The following is a 15,649-nucleotide window of genomic DNA, read 5'->3' as shown; positions in this document are numbered from 1 at the left end:
GGGTGACAGGACAGCCGGGCAGGACGCAGGCACACTGCGACGACAGGCCGGCCGCGCTGGCCGAACGATCCTGCAGGAGACATCATTCCCATGCCGCTGCCCCCCGTCCTTGCCCGGCTGCCGCTGCCCATCATCGGCTCGCCGCTGTTCATCATCAGCAATCCGAAGCTGGTCATCGCCCAGTGCCAGGCCGGCGTCGTCGGATCGATGCCGGCACTCAACGCCCGCCCGGCCTCGCAGCTCGACGAGTGGCTGGCCGAGATCACCGAGACGCTGGCCGCCTACGACGCCGCGCACCCGGATGCACCGTCCGCGCCGTTCGCGATCAACCAGATCGTGCACAGGAGCAACGACCGGCTCGAGCAGGACATGGCGCTGTGCGCCAAGTACAAGGTGCCGATCATCATCACCAGCCTGGGCGCGCGCACCGACGTGAACGACGCGGTGCACGGCTGGGGCGGCGTGGTGATGCACGACATCATCAACAATGCCTTCGCCCGCAAGGCGATCGAGAAGGGCGCCGACGGCCTGATCGCGGTCGCCGCTGGCGCGGGCGGACACGCCGGCACCAAGAGCCCGTTCGCGCTGATCCAGGAGATCCGCCAGTGGTTCGACGGTCCGCTGGCGCTGTCGGGCTCGATCGCCTCGGGCGGCGCGGTGCTGGCGGCGCAGGCCATGGGCGCCGACTTCGCCTACATCGGCTCGGCCTTCATCGCCACCGACGAGGCGCGGGCCAGCGAGGCCTACAAGCAGTGCGTCGTCGACTCGAACAGCGACGACATCGTCTACTCGAGCCTGTTCACCGGCGTGCACGGCAACTACCTGAAGCCGTCGATCCGCGCCGCCGGGCTCGATCCGGACCAGCTGCCCGAGAGCGATCCGTCGGCGATGAACTTCGGTGGCGACGCGAAGAAGGCGTGGAAGGACATCTGGGGCTGCGGCCAGGGCATCGGCGCGATCGACGCGGTGGTGCCGGCGGCCGAGCGCGTTGCCCGGCTGCGCCGCGAGTACGAGGCCGCGCGGGCGCGGCTGTGCGGCCTGGGCCGCTGAGAGGCCGCGCCGGTCGCGCAGCGAGGATCAGCCGGGCGTGGCGCCCGGCGTGCGCAGCGGCCGGTGGCTGGCGCTGTGGATCCACTCGGCGACCCGGCCCAGCGGCAGCACGTCGTCGACGCCGCCGAGCTTGAGCGCCTCGGCCGGCATGCCGTAGACGATGCTGGTGGCCTCGTCTTGGGCGGCGGTCCAGGCGCCGGCGCGGTGCATTTCCAGCAGGCCGCGTGCGCCGTCGTTGCCCATGCCGGTCAGGATGATGCCCAGCGCGTTGCGCCCGGCGTTCTGCGCCACCGACTTGAACAGCACGTCCACCGAGGGCCGGTGATGGTTGATCAGCGGCCCGTCCTTGACCTCGACCACATACTGCGCGCCGCTGCGCATCAGCCGCATGTGGCGCCCGCCCGGCGCGATCAGCAGCCGGCCGTTGATGACGCGGTCGCCGTCCTTGGCCTCCATCACCTCCAGGTCGTACTGGCTGTCGAGCCGCGCCGCCAGCGAGGCGGTGAACTTCTCGGGCATGTGCTGGACCATGACGATGCCGGGTGTGGTGGTGCGGCCCAGGCCGCGCAGCACCACCTCGATCGACTGCACGCCGCCGGTGGACAGGCCGATCGCCACCACCCGGTCGGTGGTGCGGCTCATCGCCTGCTGAGTCGTTGGCGGGCGGATCACCGGCGCGCTGCCGGCGGCCGGACGCTGGCTGCGCAGGCTGGCCGCGGCGGCGACATTGGCGCGCGCGGCCGCCTTGACCGCCGCGACCAGGCCGTTGCCGTCGTCGGTCAGGAACTCGCGCAGGCCCTCCTTGGGCTTGGTGACGAAGCCGACCGCGCCGGCGTCGAGTGCGGCCATCGTCGTCTCGCAGCCCTTCTCGGTCAGCGTCGAGCACATCACCACCGGGGTGGGGCGCTCGGTCATCAGCTGGCGCAGGAAGGTGATGCCGTCCATGCGCGGCATCTCGACGTCGAGCACGATGACGTCCGGCCAGTCGGCCGTCATCTTCGGCATCGCGAACAGCGGGTCGCCGGCGGTGCCGATGACCTCGATGCCGCCGGCGGCCAGCTTCTCGGCCATGAAGCGGCGCACCACCGCCGAATCGTCGATCAGGAAGGCCCGGACCGGCCGGGCACCCATAGGGGGAACGGGGCGGCGCGGCAGTTCAGGCATGGGTGTAGACCGCCGGGGCCAGGCTGGTGACGGGCAGGCCGAGGTTGGCGATCGACTCCGCATGGCCGGTGAACAGCAGGCCGCCCGGCTTGAGCTTGGGCAGCACCCGGCGCACGATCTCGGCCTTGGCCGGCGGCTCGAAGTAGATCAGCACGTTGCGCAGGAAGATGATGTCGAACATGCCGATCTCCGGCAGCTGGCGCATCAGGTTGGCGTTCTCGAAGGTGACGTTCTGGCGCAGCTCCGGCGAGATCATCAGCTTGCCGGCGTTGTCGCCCTGGCCCTTCAGGCACCAGCGCTTCAGGTCGGCCTGCGCGGTCTGGCGGGCGCGCTCCATCGGGTAGACCGCGCGCCGTGCGGTGTCGACCATCGCGGTCGACAGGTCGGTGCCGACGATCTTCCAGCCGCGGGTGCCGTAGTGGTTGCCCAGCACCATCGCGATGCTGTAGGCCTCCTCGCCGGAGGAGCTCGCCGCGCTCCAGACGCGGAACTCGCCGGCCGAGGCCGAGCGCTTCTCGATGACGCTCTTCATGCGCTCGAAATGCTGCGGCTCGCGGAAGAAGTAGGTCTCGTTGGTGGTCAGCTTGTCGACCAGGCGGACCATTTCCTCGGTGTCGTTGTCGCGCATGAGCTGCTCGACGTACTGGTCGACCGAGCTCAGGCCGCGGGCCTGCGCGAGCTTCTGCAGCCGGCCGGCCACCAGCGCGCGCTTGGCATCGGTCAGCTGGATGCCCGAGACCTTGTGGAACATCGAGGTGACGGCTTCGAAGGATTTCTGGGACAGCATGGCGGCTTCCGGCGGGACGATGAGTTGAGGGAGACTGAGGGAGGAGCAGCGATGACCGGCGGGCGGCTCAGGTCGCCACCGTGCTGCGGGCCAGGCGCTGCGGCGCCGACTGGCGGATCTGGTAACGTTCCAGCGAGGCCACATCCAGGATCAGCGCGACCTCGCCGCTGCCCAGGATGGTCGAGCCGGCGATGCCCTCCAGATGCTGGAAGATGCTGCCCAGCGGCTTGATGACGGTCTGGTACTCGCCCAGCAGCCGGTCGACCAGCAGGCCGATGCGGCTGTCGGTGCTGTGCACCACGATCAGGCTCTGGCGTGTCGGGCGCGCGCCGTCATGGCCGAAGCAGCGCCGCAGGTCGATGTAGGGCACCACCTCGCCGCGCAGGTCGAAGCAGCCACAGGCGCCGTGCTCGCCCAGCGCGAAGCCCGGCGGCGTCTCGATGCATTCGGCGACGATCTCCAGCGGCAGCACATAGCTCACGCCCGCGACCTGGGTCAGGAAGCCGTCGATGATGGCCAGCGTCAGCGGCAGGCGGATCTGCATCGTCGCGCCGCGACCGGGCGTGCTGGCGACCTTGATCTGGCCGCGCAGCGACTCGACGTTGCGCTTGACCACGTCCATGCCGACGCCCCGTCCCGACAGGTTGGTCACCTGCGCGGCGGTCGAGAAGCCGGGCTCGAAGATCAGCCGGTAGACCTGCTCGTCGTCGAGCACGCTGTCGGGCGAGACCAGCTCGCGCTCGACCGCCTTGGCCAGGATGCGGTCGCGGTTCAGGCCGCGGCCGTCGTCGCTGACCTCGATGATCACGTTGCCGGACTCGTGATAGGCATGCAGCGCCAGCGTGCCCTGGCCGGGCTTGCCGGCGGCCTCGCGGTCCTCGGCGGTCTCCAGGCCGTGGTCGAGGCTGTTGCGCACCAGGTGCATCAGCGGGTCGGCGATGGTCTCGACCATCGACTTGTCCAGCTCGGTGTCGCCGCCGGTGATCTGCAGCGCCACGTCCTTGCCGAGTTCCTTGCTGACGTCGCGCACCACGCGCTGGAAGCGGCTGAAGGTCTCGCCGATCGGCACCATGCGCAGGCCCAGGGCGCCGTCGCGCGCCTCCTGCACCAGGTCATGGATGCGCTGCGCTGCCTCGCCGAAGCGGGTCGAGCGTTCCTGCTGCGCCGCGACCTGCGCGCCGGAGCTGGCGATGACCAGCTCGCCGATCAGGTCGATCAGGTGGTCGAGCTTGTCGGCACGAACGCGGATGAAGCGGCTTTCCTCGCCGCCGGCGCGCCGGTCGCGCGGGCCGCCGCGGCGCTCCTCGGTCCGCGCTGCGGTCGCCGGCGGGCGGGGCGCCACGCTGGCGGCGGTCGGAGCGGGGCTGTCGGCGATGACGGGCTGGTCGCTGCCAGCGGGCTCAGAGGTCTCGAGCTGCCGGGCCAGGCCCAGCGCCTGCCAGTGCGCCAGCAGCGCCTCGCGTGCCGGCTCGTCGGCGGCGCGCTGCGCCAGCAGCCGCCGGTAGTCCGCCGCGCCGGCGTCCGGCGCCAGCACCTCCAGCTCGCAGTCGTCCTGCAGGAACTCGAACACGTCGACGATGGTCTGCTGGTCGGCCGGGCTGCGCAGGCGGATCTCGAAGCCCAGGCAGCAGCCCTCCGGATCGAGCAGCAGCAGTTCCGGCACCGCCTCGATCAGCGTGCGGATGCCCTCGACCTCGCCCAGCGTGTCGAGGTAGCGGATGAAGGACATCGGGTCGAGGCCGTTGCGCAGCGCGTCCACGCCCAGGCGCAGCGACAGGTGCCAGACGCCCGATCCCTCGTCGTCGCGGGCCGGCGCCTCTCCGGGCGTGGCCGTCGCGGCCGTGGGTGCGGCCGCGCCCGCGGACTCGCCGCGCAGCTGGCGCAGCTGCTCGCCCAGGCGCTGGCTGATCGCCTCCAGCTCGGCGCTGCCGTCGGTGCCGTCGCGCACCGCGTGCACCAGCCGCTCCATCTGGTCGCGCCCCTGCAGCAGCAGCGCCATGCCGGGCTCGGTCACCGCCAGCAGGCCGTCGCGCATGCGGTCGAGCACGCTCTCGACCTCGTGGGTGAAGCCGACCACCGCCTGGAAGCCGAACAGCCCGGCGCCGCCCTTGATGGTGTGCGCGGCGCGAAAGGCGCTGTTGACCGCCTCGGCGTCGCCCGGGTCCTGCTCCATCGCCAGCAGGCCCTGCTCGAACTGGCGCAGATTGTCCTGGGCCTCCTCGAGAAAGCCCTCGCGGGCGGCCGCGATGATGTCGTCGTCGTCTCCGGGGGAATGCTTGCTCATCGCGGCGTCCGTCTGGATGGTCGTGGGGTGAAATGGGGCGGTGCGGCTGGCGGGGCAGGAGGGGGCGACCTCGGGTTCAGAAGAACTCGACGCCGGCCTGGCGGTCGACCGAGGTCACGCCGTGATGCGCCGAGCGCATCTCCTCCATCGTGTAGCTCTGCTCGAGGCGCTCGAGCCAGCGCGCCGGGTTGTCGGCCTCCGGGTCGCTCTCGCCGCCGATCCAGCGTGTCAGCCGCTCGATGTCCTCGGTGATCGAGCCCAGCATCTGGGTGAAGCGGTCGTGCGACTGCAGGCTCATCAGGATCTGGTCGATGTCGCCCTGGACCTGGCGGCCGGTGTCGTGCAGCTCGCGCGAGGCGCGGCCGACCTCGCCCAGGCTGCCCAGCAGCCCGCGCACGATCTGGCGTGCGCGCTCCTCGGCCTGCAGCGCGAGCTCCTCGTCGTCCACCGCCTCGGCGCGGGCCCGCGAGCGCAGGTCGGCGAGCGTGGACTGCAGCCGACCGACATGGCTCGCGATGTCCGCGCCCACCTGGCGCGACTGGCCTGCGAGCTGGCGCACCTCGTGCGCCACGACGGCGAAGCCGGCACCGCGCTCGCCGGCACGGGTGGCCTCGACCGAGGCATTGAGCGCGAGCATCTGCGTGGACCGTGCGATCGACTGCACCTCGCGCGCCAGCCGGCCGAGATCGCCGACCGGACCGGCCAGCGCCTCCAGCGCGGCCACGGTGTCGTCGCGCAGCCGCATCGCGGCACGGCTGCTGTGCAGCAGCGCATCGACCTCGGGCTGGTGCTGCTCGAGCAGGCGATCGCAGGTGCCGGGATCGAGCCGGGTCACGCTGGCGCTGGCGCCCAGCGTGGTGTCGAGCTGCTGGCTGATGCTGGCGAAGCGCTCGACCAGATCGTTGCTGCTCTGCTCGGACTGCTGGCGCGCCGCCTCGATGCTGCGCTTCCACACCGGCAGCACCTGGCGCGGCAGCAGCACCGGGACCGCGCGCGGGCCGGCCTCGATCGACATCGATCCCGGGGGCGACGTGCTGCCGCCGCGTGCGGCCAGCAGTGCCGCGGCCACCGCCAGCACGGCGCAGGCCGGCCAGGGGGCGAAGACCGTGCAGGTGCCGCCGGCGGCGACCAGCAGCGCCGCGCCCAGGGCGCGGCGCAGGGCGGGGCGTGCGGCCGACAAGGCCGGCGCAGGCGAGCCTGGGGCGGGACTGGCGCTGATCGTCGAGGTCTCGGACATCCCTGTTCCGTGGAAGTGTTCGGGGCCGCGGGCCGAGGGCGCAGCACGGCTTGTCGCAGCGCAGTGTCCGGCTTCCCCGCCGCGACGACGGCCCGATAAGCCCCGCGGCCCGGGTGCTGTTCCTCCCGTACGGGGCTCGGGCGGCGGGCACAGTGCCTGTCGACGGGTTCGGGCCGGGGCCGGCTTCGGCTTCAGCCCTGCGCTGCCCGGGCCGATAGCGCGGCAGCCCGTGCCCGACGAGGAATGACATGACCGCCGAAGACCCTTCCGCCCGTGCCGCGACGCCGTCCACCGCTCCTCGCGCGGGCGGCCCCGCCGCGCTGATCGCGCGTGCCCGGCGCTGGCTGTCCGAGCAGCCCTCCGGCCTCTACGGACCGGGCATCCGGCTGCTGCGCAACCTGAGCCTGGCGCGCAAGACCGCGCTGGTCGGGCTGATGCTGCTGCTGCCCGGGGGCATGCTGATGCAGGACGCGATCCAGCTCTGGCGGGACCATCTGGTGCAGGTGCGCCTGGCGGTCGATGGCCAGGACCGCTACCGCACCGTGATCGACCTGAACCTGATGATCGGCCGGCTGGCGCGCGAGGTCTTCTTCCGCGAGCAGGCCATGCCGCATGGCGACGTGGCAGCGCTGCGTCGCCAGGAGGCCGAGACCTTCGCGCGGCTGCAGCAGCAGCTCGATGCGCTGCCCGAGGCTGCGGTCGACCAGGTCAGCGCGCTGTCGGCGGTGCGCAAGCGGCTCCAGGCGCGCCACGAGCTGATGCTCGCCCGGCTGGATTCCAGCGATGCGGCGCTGCGCTGGCAGGCGCTGTTCGACTGCGTGGCCGAACTCGATGCGCTGCGCGGCGTGCTGGTGACCGACTGGTCGCTGGCCGTCGACCTCGATCCGGGCAGCAAGATGCTGCGCACCGGGCTGGTCGATCCGCAGTTCCAGATGCTGATGCAGATGCAGCGCCTGGCCGGCAAGGGCTTCCTGCGCTTGCGGGGCGACACTGCCGACGAGCGGCTGCACGAGATGCTGCTGCTGCAGGGGCGCGTCGAGATGCTGTCCGACCAGGCCCGGCCGATGGTGGCGCAGACCCTGCTGATGCAGCTGCTCGACGTCGACGGCGTGCAGCGCGATCTCGGCGCGATCCGCGTCTTCCTGTCGACCAGCGCCCGGCTGACCGGCGCGGCGCCGGCCGGCATCGACCCGCAGGCCTACTCGCGCCAGGCGCTGGCCGCGATCGAGGCCAGCGCCCGGCTGCAGCATCTGGCGCTCGAGCAGATCGGCCGGCGCATGCAGCAGCGCGAGGCGACGCTGGTCGACCGCCTCGGCCTGCGGCTGGGCGTGCTGGGCGTGCTGGCGCTGATCGGCCTGTACCTGCTGGTGTGCCTGTACCGGGTGATGTCGGGCGGACTGGGCACGCTGTGCCGCCACCTCGACCGGCTCGGCCAGGGCGACCTGAGCGCGCGTCCGCGCGGCTGGGGCCGCGACGAGATCGGCCACGCGCTGAACACGCTCGGCCGGGCGACGGCGAACATCTCGGCGCTGTTCGAGGCGGTGCAGCAGGGCGTGGCCGCGGTGACGCACGCCTCGCGCGAGGTCGCGGTCGGCAACTCCGGCCTGTCCGGCCGCACCGGCGAGGTCCGCGACGCGCTCGGCCGGGTGATCGAGAGCGCGCAGCACTTCTCGACCGCGATGGACGCCTGCGCGCACGAGGTCGACGACGCGGCCGAGCATGTGCGCGCGATGCGCGTCGAGGCGCAGCGCAGCCGCAAGGCGATGGACGACCTGCGCGAGCGCATGCATGCGCTGCAGGTCAAGAGCCGCGAGATCGTGCACATCGTCGGGCTGGTCGAGGCGGTCGCCTTCCAGACCAAGCTGCTGTCGCTCAATGCCTCGGTCGAGGCCGCGCGCGCCGGCAGTGCCAGCCGCGGCTTCTCGGTGGTGGCGCAGGAGGTGCGCGCGCTGGCCCAGCGCAGCGAGGATGCGGCGGCGAAGATCCGCGCCATCGTCGAGGTCTCGGCGGCCGAGATCGAGCAGGGCAGCGTGATGGCCGAGCGTGCCGGCCGTGCGGTCGGTCGCACCGACGAGGAGATCCACGCGGTCGACCGGATCATGGCCAGCCTGGTGCACGTCACGCTCGACAGCCGCGAGCAGTCTCAGCAGGTGCTCGACATCGTGCGCGAGGTCGACGGCTCGGTGCAGGCCAATGTCGCGCTGGTCGGGCAGCTGTCCGAGGCCTCGGGCGGGCTGCGCCATCAGGGCGACGCGCTCAAGCGCTCGGTCAGTCATTTCGTGGTGCGCTGAGCGCGGGGAGGCAGCCGGCATGGATCGGGCAGGAACGACGGGAACGGGCGGCATGAAACGGGACGAACGGCTGCGGCGCTGGCGACTTCGCGTGACCGGGCCGGGCATGCGGCTGATGCGGGCGCTGTCGCTGCCGCGCAAGATGCTGCTGATGGCGCTGCTGCTGCTGCCGGCGATGCTGCTGATGCTGGGGCTGTCGCTGCGCGACGGGATCGCGACGCTGGACGCGATCGGGCGCGCCCGTGCTGGCACCGGCCTGGCGCGCCAGCTCGGAGAGATGGGGCTGCTGGTGCAGATGCACCGGGCCTTGAGCGTGCAGGTGTCCGGCAGCGCGCCGGCCGGTCTGATCGGTCAGCGCGAGAGCGTGCGCGCGCAGCTGCGCCAGGTGCTCGAGCGCACCGAGGCGCTGCGTGCCGCGGCGCCGGCGGCGCTGCGGCTCGACGATGCCTGGCCGGCCGAGCGGCAGAAGCTGGTGGCGCTGGCCGCCGGCCAGCTGCCGTCCCGGCGCGAGGAGATGCTGGCCGAGCATGCGGCGCGGGCAGCGCGGCTGAACCAGCTGGCCTGGCTGACCGGCGAGCGCGCGAGCCTGCTCTTCGATGCCGATGCGGCCGCGACGCTGCTGGCCGACCTGTCGGTCGAGCGGCTGCCACCGTGGATCGAGACCACGGCGGCGGCCGGGTCGCGGGGCGTCGAGCTGCTGCAGCGCGATGTCATGCCGCGCGAGGCGGCGATGATGCTGGCGCTGGCCGACGACCTGGACCAGGCGGCCGCGACCATGGTGCCGCGCCTGCAGGCGCTCGAGCGGGCCGGCGCCGGCATGCTGCCCGGGGCGCCGGCCGCGCGCGAGCGCCTGGCGCATCTGGCCGGGCTGATCCGCGAGACCTTCGATCGCGAGGCCGTCGAGGGCGATGTCATGGCCTACCAGCGCGAGGCCTCGGAGGCGCTGCAGGCGCTCGGCCAGCTCGAGCAGGAAGGCTGGGGGCGGCTCGATGCCCGGCTGGCGCAGCGGGCTGCCGAGCGGCGCGTGCATCTGGCCGGGCTGCTGGCGCTGAACCTGGCCGGCATCGCGCTGACCGCCTACCTGGCGCTGTGCTTCTACCAGGGCTTCCGCGAGGCGCTCGACGAGGTCACGGCCGCGGTCGGCGCGGTGGCGCGTGGCGACCTGACCCGCGCGGTGCAGGTGCAGGGCCGCGACGAGATGGCGGTCGTCGGCCGGGCGCTCGAGTCGATGAGCGCGCGCCTGTCGGCGCTGGTCGGCGAGATCCGCAGCAGCGCGGTGCGCATCGACCAGGCCGGCGGCCAGGTCTCCGGCGGCGGCGACGCACTGCGCCAGCGCACCGAGGAGCAGGCGGCACAGCTGCACCAGACGGTCGGCAGCGTGCAGCAGCTCGACAGCATCGTCGGCGCCAGCCGCCGCGCGGCCGAGACGCTGCAGCAGCTCGCCGGCGGTCTGCACGGCGACGCGGCCACCGGCAGCCAGGCGATGCAGGCGGCCGTCGGCGCGATGGTGGCGCTGCAGGACAGCGTGCGCCGCGTCGCCGAGATCAACGCGGTCATCGACGACATCGCCTTCCAGACCAACATGCTCGCGCTCAATGCCTCGATCGAGGCCTCGCGGGCCGGCGAGGCCGGCCGGGGCTTCTCGGTCGTCGCCAGCGAGATCCGCCAGCTCGCCGGGCGCTGCAGCCAGGCCGCGGCCGAGGTCCATGCGCTGATCGAGGCCACCGCGCTGCAGGCCGGCCAGTCGCGCGGCGCGATCGACGAGGCCGGCGAGCGGCTCGGCGCGCTGGTGGCCGGCATCGACCAGATCTCGGCGCGGCTGTCGACGATCGCCGAGGGCAGCGCGAGCCAGCGCGAGTCGCTTGCCGGCGTGACCGCGACGATCGAGAGCCTGGACGTGCTGACGCGCCACAACGCCGAGATCGCGGTGCAGTCGAGCCGCTCGGCCGGCGTGCTGTCGAGCCAGGCCAGTGCGCTGCGCCGCTCGGTCGCGTCGATCCGGCTGCGCGCGGCCACCGTCGAGGAGGCGCGCGAGCTGGCCGAGCAGGCGGTCGCGCGCATCGACGAGCTCGGCATGGAGGCGGCGCTGGCCGAGTTCAACACGCCGGACGGCCCGTGGTCGCAGCGCGGCATGTTCGTCTTCGTCATCGACGGCGAGGACCGCTTCGCCGCCCATGCGGCCCGGCCCGAGCTGGCCGGCCTGCGCGTCGACGAGACGCCGGTGATGAGCGCCGATGCGGCCGACGTGCTGGTGCGCAACGGCCGCGAGGCGGCGCGCCAGGGCCGCGGCTGGATCGACTATGTCGGGCTCGATCCGGAGCACGGCGGCGCGATCCGCAAGAGTGCCTACGTGATCTCCCTGCACGACGAGGAGCTCTTCCTGGGCTGCGGCGTCGGCCGCGAGGGGGGCGAGGCCTTCGCCGCGGCGGCTGCGACGCCGGGCGTGCAGGCGCTCAAGGACGCGGCCGAGGCCCAGCCGGCCTGAGCGCGCCGGCGCGGTCCTGCGGACCCGGGGCTGCGACAGGCTCGCCTGCCGGGGCCGGCGGTGTGAGAATCGGGGTCGACGCCGCTCGCCCCGACCATGAACACCATCGTCATCAGCTATCGCCGACAGGACAGCCGCGATCCGGCCCGGATGCTGCTGGAGCGGCTGCTGCACTACTTTCCCGGCCGGGTCGTGCTCGGCCTCGAGGGGCTGCTGCCCGGCGAGAATGTCCGGCTGAAGGCCGAGCAGCAGATGCAGGAATGTCGGCTGCTGCTGGTGCTGATCGGGCCGGACTGGCCGCATCTGGCCGACGACCGCGGCCGGCCGCGCCTGCAGGACCGGCGCGACTGGGTGCGGCTGGAGATCGCCGCGGCGCTGCAGCGCCGCGTGCCGGTGGTTCCGGTTCTGCTGGGGTCCACGCCGATGCCGCACGAGGACGAGCTGCCGGCCGAGCTGCACGGCCTGCTCGACGTGCAGCCGCAGCGCCTGGCCGACGGCGCCGGCCGTGCCGCGGCGCTGGCTGCCCTGGTGGCGACGATCCGCCAGCAGCTCGGCGAGGGCGACGAGCTGCTGGCGCTGGCCGGCGCGGCGTCGTCCGCCGCCGCCCTTGCCGCCACGGTCACGCCTGTCGCGGCTCCCGCGGCGGTGGCAGCGAATGCAGGACTCGCCGCGGGCGCGCTGGCCTCCGCACCTGCCGCGCCGACGGCGGCAGCCGGGGCCGCGGTGCTGCCGCTGCGTCGCGGCGATGGCCGCCGGGTCGCGCCGGAGCCGGCGTCGGTCTCGTCATGGCCCGGGCTGACCGCGGCGGACGAGCGCCCGGCCTGGGCCGCGGCCTGGGGCGAGGACGGATTCGGGCGCTGGGCCGACATCGAGGTCGCCGGCGTGCGCCAGCGCCTGCGCCGCATCGAGCCGGGCATGTTCCTGATGGGCACCGAGCCGGCCGCGGGCGATCGCTTCGACGACGAGCTGCCGCGCCACCCGGTCACGCTGACGCACGGGTTCTGGCTGGCCGACACCGTCTGCAGCCGCGCGCTGTGGGCGGCGCTGCTGGGCGACGATCCGGGGCGCTGGCGTGCACGGCCGGACCTGCCGGTCGACTCGGTGAGCTGGAACGACATCCAGGCGCTGTTCCTGCCGTCGCTGGCGCACGAGCTCGGCGCGGGCACGCGGGCCCGGCTGCCGACCGAGGCCGAGTGGGAATACGCCTGCCGTGCCGGCTCGCGGGCCACCTTCCATTTCGGCGACAGCGCCTCGCCGCGCTGGATGCGCTTCGGAGGCGACACCGAGGGGCCGGTGCCGGTGCAGGCGCTGCCGCCCAATGCCTGGGGGCTGCACCAGATGCACGGCAACGTCTGGGAGTGGTGCCAGGACGCCAAGCGCCGCTACCTGGCCGAGCCGGCGCTCGATCCGCGCGGCGGCTCGGCCGACGTGAACCGGGTGCTGCGTGGCGGCTCCTGGGCCGGACCGGCGCGCTGGGCCCGCTCGTCATGCCGCTTCGAGGCGCCGCGCAGCCAGCGCCTGGACGACGCGGGCTTCCGCTTCGTTCTCGAGGACTGATCAGAGCGGCTCGGCCGCCTCGACCATCATCTGCACCCGCGACTGGCCCTGCCAGGTGTCGAGCGCGAGCCGGTAGGCCAGTCGCACCCGCTCGGGCACCGGCTCGGCGTGGTGGAACCAGACCGCGTCGCGCAGCTGGCCGGCATGGCGCACCGACAGCTTCAGGTGCTTGTCGCCGCCGATCAGGCGCTGCTTGACGACCTCGACCTCGTCGACGAAGACCGGCGCGTCGAAGGCCTGACCCCAGACCTGCGCCTCCAGCAGCGACACGGTGGCGGCGTCGAACCAGCGCAGCTCCAGCGGTCCGTCGGTGGCCAGGCGCCGCTGCAGCGTGGCCTCGTCCAGCTCCTGGCGGGCGATGTCCTGCAGCGCCTGCGCGAAGGCGTCGAAGTCTTCCGGCGCGATGGTGCAGCCCGCGGCCATCGCGTGGCCGCCGAAGCGGCGCAGCAGCGTCGGGTGGCGCTTGCTGACCCGGTCGAGCGCGTCACGCAGGTGGAAGCCCGGGATCGAGCGGCCCGAGCCCTTCAGCAGCCCGTCGCCGCCGAGCGCGAACACGAAGGTCGGCCGGTGCAGCCGCTCCTTCAGCCGCCCGGCGACGATGCCCACCACGCCCTCGTGGAAGGCCTCGTCGTGCAGCACGATCGCCGGCGGCGGCGTGCCCGCGGGCATCAGCGACTCCAGCAGCAGCGCGGCCTGCTCGCGCATGCCGGCCTCGACGTCGCGGCGCTCGCGGTTGATCGCGTCGAGCGTGCGTGCCAGCTCCGCCGCCTGCGCCGGGTCGTCGCACAGCAGGCAGGCGATGCCGATCGACATGTCGGCCAGCCGTCCGGCCGCGTTCAGGCGCGGGCCCAGCGCGAAGCCGAAGTCGGTCGAGCCGGCGCGCTGCGGATCGCGCCCGGCCGCGGCGAAGAGCGCCGCCACCCCGGGCTGCATGCGCCCGGCGCGGATGCGCCGGAGCCCCTGCGAGACCAGCCGGCGGTTGTTGGCGTCGAGCTTGACCACGTCGGCGACCGTGCCCAGCGCGACCAGGTCGAGCAGCGCGTCCAGCCGCGGCTGGCTGGCCGCGTCGAAGCGGCCGCGCCGGCGCAGCTCGGCGCGCAGCGCCAGCAGCACGTAGAACATCACGCCGACACCGGCGATGGCCTTGCTCCCGAAGGCGCAGCCCGGCTGGCTCGGGTCGACGATGACGTCGGCGGCGGGCAGGTCGAGGCGGCCCTCGGCGTCGACCGCCGGCAGGTGGTGGTCGGTCACCAGCACCTGGATGCCGAGCGCGTGCGCGTGGTCGATGCCGGCATGGCCGGCGATGCCGTTGTCGACGGTGACCAGCAGCGCCGGGTCGAAGACGCGCGCCAGATCGACGATCGGCGGGGTCAGGCCGTAGCCGTGCACCGCGCGATCGGGCACGACATGGTGCAGCGTGCCGGGGCGCGCGCCCAGCATCGCCAGCCCGCGCAGCGCCACCGCGCAGGCGGTCGCGCCGTCGCAGTCGTAGTCGGCGACGACGACGATGTTCCGGCCCGCCTCGATCGTGTCGGCCAGCAGCCGTGCGGCCTCCGGCGTGCCCTTCATCGTGTCGGGCGGCAGCAGTCGGGCCAGGCCGTCGTCGAGCTCGTCGGCCTGGCTCACGCCCCGGGCGGCGAAGAGCCTCGCCAGCAGCGGATGCACGCCGGCCTGCTCGAGCGCCCAGGCGGCGCGGGGCGGAACATCGCGGAGTTCGAGTTGCGGGGTCATGGTCGGATTCAGAGCGTGGCGAGCAGGGCGGTGGCGTCGGCCGGGCGCGGCGCGCCCATCAGTCGGGAGAGCCAGCCGCGCGGCTTCAGGCCGAAGCGGCGCGCGTGGCGCTCGCCGCAGAGGGTGAGCGTGACCGGCTCGCCGGCCTCGGCGCGGGCGCGCAGCGCCGCCACCGCACCGGCGTCGAGCGCCTGCCAGGCGGCGACCCAGGCGGCCCAGTCGCCGGCCAGCAGCGGCGCGCGCAGCCGATCGTCGACCTGCACGCCCGCCTCGGCCAGCGGCCGGCGCGGCTGCGCGGCGCCGCAGCCGTCGAGCCAGAAGGAGTTGACCGTCAGCGCACGGGCCTCCTCGCGCGCGGCGTTGACCGGGTGCTCGTGCCAGATCATCTGCGCCTCGACCTGCAGCCGGCGCAGCCGGCGGGCCTCGGGCGCGTCGCTCATCCACAGGTCGAGGTTGCGGCCGACCGCGCGGTCCAGCGAGGCGCAGGCCAGCCCGCCCAGCGCCTCGTGGCGCACATGCCAGCGCAGCGGCGCGCCCCACAGCAGCGTCCAGCCCTCGGCGTCGAAGGAGGGCTTGACCGCCTCGAACAGCGCACGCGATTCGACTTCCTCCAGCGCGAGGGCGGCCGGATCGACCAGCGTGACCGAATCGCTGCCGACATGCCAGTGCACCGGCGTCAGCCGGCCCCAGGGCGCGCCCGAGGTGTCGGCCTCGGCGCGCAGGCCGTCGTCGGCCGCAGCGGCCGCGGCCCAGGGCAGGCGGCCGTCCTCGCCCGACCAGCCGTGCAGCGCGGCCAGCGCGCGCTCGTGCGGGGCGCTCAGGCTGTATTCGTCGGCGTCCGCCTCGGGGGCGGCGTCTGCCAGTGGCTGCAGCCGCGCCAGCAGCGCCGCCAGGTTCGGCAGCTTCACCACCTTCAGCGCGGCGGCGCCGGCCTCGGAGGCGGCGCTGGCGTGGGGGATCAGCAGGTGAGGGGCGGAGGGGGCGGTCATCGGGGCGGGCATGGCGGCGCGGATTATCCGCCGTCGCCGGCCCGCGCCCCGGGAAAGGGCGATCCGGCGGCATC

10 protein-coding genes are annotated in these 15,649 nt (G+C 73.6%); 4 read left to right on the top strand and 6 right to left on the bottom strand.

Features of this window, described 5'->3' with window-relative positions; translation table 11 throughout:
* Window positions 1–90 precede the first annotated feature (90 nt).
* Window positions 91–1,050: an NAD(P)H-dependent flavin oxidoreductase gene (locus tag HNQ01_RS06660; protein ID WP_173804573.1), complete on the top strand. Its 960-nt coding sequence runs from the start codon at window positions 91–93 to the stop codon at window positions 1,048–1,050.
* Window positions 1,051–1,077: 27 nt separating this feature from the next.
* On the opposite strand, the gene HNQ01_RS06655 is transcribed toward HNQ01_RS06660, so the two are convergent.
* From HNQ01_RS06655 to HNQ01_RS06640, 4 genes are all read right to left on the bottom strand, one after another.
* The gene (locus tag HNQ01_RS06655; protein ID WP_173804572.1) at window positions 1,078–2,181 is read right to left on the bottom strand and encodes a protein-glutamate methylesterase/protein-glutamine glutaminase; all 1,104 of its coding nucleotides are present in this window, start codon (window positions 2,179–2,181) and stop codon (window positions 1,078–1,080) included.
* Window positions 2,182–2,206: 25 nt separating this feature from the next.
* Window positions 2,207–3,001 carry a CheR family methyltransferase gene (locus HNQ01_RS06650; RefSeq protein WP_173804571.1) on the bottom strand — a complete coding sequence of 265 codons (795 nt, stop codon included), beginning with the start codon at window positions 2,999–3,001 and terminating at the stop codon, window positions 2,207–2,209.
* 67 nt (window positions 3,002–3,068) lie between these two features.
* A complete protein-coding gene (locus tag HNQ01_RS06645; protein WP_173804570.1) occupies window positions 3,069–5,285 on the bottom strand; it encodes a chemotaxis protein CheA in 2,217 nt (738 codons plus the stop codon).
* A gap of 76 nt (window positions 5,286–5,361) precedes the next feature.
* Entirely contained in the window at window positions 5,362–6,522 is a 1,161-nt protein-coding gene (locus tag HNQ01_RS06640) for a methyl-accepting chemotaxis protein (protein ID WP_173804569.1), read from the bottom strand.
* Window positions 6,523–6,770: 248 nt separating this feature from the next.
* Here HNQ01_RS06640 and HNQ01_RS06635 point away from each other — a divergent pair, with 248 nt between their 5' ends.
* From HNQ01_RS06635 to HNQ01_RS06625, 3 genes are all read left to right on the top strand, one after another.
* Window positions 6,771–8,813, top strand: coding sequence for a methyl-accepting chemotaxis protein (locus HNQ01_RS06635; protein WP_173804568.1), 2,043 nt, complete (start codon window positions 6,771–6,773; stop codon window positions 8,811–8,813).
* Window positions 8,814–8,865: 52 nt separating this feature from the next.
* On the top strand, window positions 8,866–11,298 hold the full coding sequence (locus HNQ01_RS06630; protein WP_173804567.1) for a methyl-accepting chemotaxis protein: 2,433 nt from the start codon (window positions 8,866–8,868) through the stop codon (window positions 11,296–11,298).
* Between the two features lie 96 nt (window positions 11,299–11,394).
* Window positions 11,395–12,855, top strand: a complete 1,461-nt coding sequence (locus HNQ01_RS06625) for an SUMF1/EgtB/PvdO family nonheme iron enzyme (RefSeq protein ID WP_173804566.1) — start codon at window positions 11,395–11,397, stop codon at window positions 12,853–12,855.
* Here HNQ01_RS06625 and recJ read toward each other — a convergent pair whose 3' ends face one another.
* Together recJ and HNQ01_RS06615 are read right to left on the bottom strand one after the other, a co-directional pair.
* Window positions 12,856–14,586 carry a single-stranded-DNA-specific exonuclease RecJ gene (gene recJ, locus HNQ01_RS06620; protein ID WP_173804565.1) on the bottom strand — a complete coding sequence of 577 codons (1,731 nt, stop codon included), beginning with the start codon at window positions 14,584–14,586 and terminating at the stop codon, window positions 12,856–12,858.
* Window positions 14,587–14,594: 8 nt separating this feature from the next.
* Window positions 14,595–15,575, bottom strand: coding sequence for a hypothetical protein (locus tag HNQ01_RS06615; protein WP_173804564.1), 981 nt, complete (start codon window positions 15,573–15,575; stop codon window positions 14,595–14,597).
* Window positions 15,576–15,649: the final 74 nt, after the last annotated feature.

This window comes from Sphaerotilus uruguayifluvii, from assembly GCF_013294065.1.
In the GTDB taxonomy this organism is placed as follows: domain Bacteria; phylum Pseudomonadota; class Gammaproteobacteria; order Burkholderiales; family Burkholderiaceae_C; genus Sphaerotilus; species Sphaerotilus uruguayifluvii.
Note: the sequence above shows the minus strand (reverse complement) of the source record. Positions and strands in the feature narration are given on the sequence as shown.

Excerpts from the sequence above, each read along its gene's own strand:
- HNQ01_RS06640 (WP_173804569.1), bottom strand. The coding sequence starts at position 6,522 with ATGTCCGAGACCTCGACGATCAGCGCCAGTCCCGCCCCAGGCTCGCCT.
- HNQ01_RS06645 (WP_173804570.1), bottom strand. The coding sequence starts at position 5,285 with ATGAGCAAGCATTCCCCCGGAGACGACGACGACATCATCGCGGCCGCC.
- HNQ01_RS06660 (WP_173804573.1), top strand. The coding sequence starts at position 91 with ATGCCGCTGCCCCCCGTCCTTGCCCGGCTGCCGCTGCCCATCATCGGC.
- HNQ01_RS06650 (WP_173804571.1), bottom strand. The coding sequence starts at position 3,001 with ATGCTGTCCCAGAAATCCTTCGAAGCCGTCACCTCGATGTTCCACAAG.
- HNQ01_RS06630 (WP_173804567.1), top strand. The coding sequence starts at position 8,866 with ATGAAACGGGACGAACGGCTGCGGCGCTGGCGACTTCGCGTGACCGGG.
- recJ (WP_173804565.1), bottom strand. The coding sequence starts at position 14,586 with ATGACCCCGCAACTCGAACTCCGCGATGTTCCGCCCCGCGCCGCCTGG.
- HNQ01_RS06655 (WP_173804572.1), bottom strand. The coding sequence starts at position 2,181 with ATGGGTGCCCGGCCGGTCCGGGCCTTCCTGATCGACGATTCGGCGGTG.
- HNQ01_RS06615 (WP_173804564.1), bottom strand. The coding sequence starts at position 15,575 with ATGACCGCCCCCTCCGCCCCTCACCTGCTGATCCCCCACGCCAGCGCC.
- HNQ01_RS06635 (WP_173804568.1), top strand. The coding sequence starts at position 6,771 with ATGACCGCCGAAGACCCTTCCGCCCGTGCCGCGACGCCGTCCACCGCT.
- HNQ01_RS06625 (WP_173804566.1), top strand. The coding sequence starts at position 11,395 with ATGAACACCATCGTCATCAGCTATCGCCGACAGGACAGCCGCGATCCG.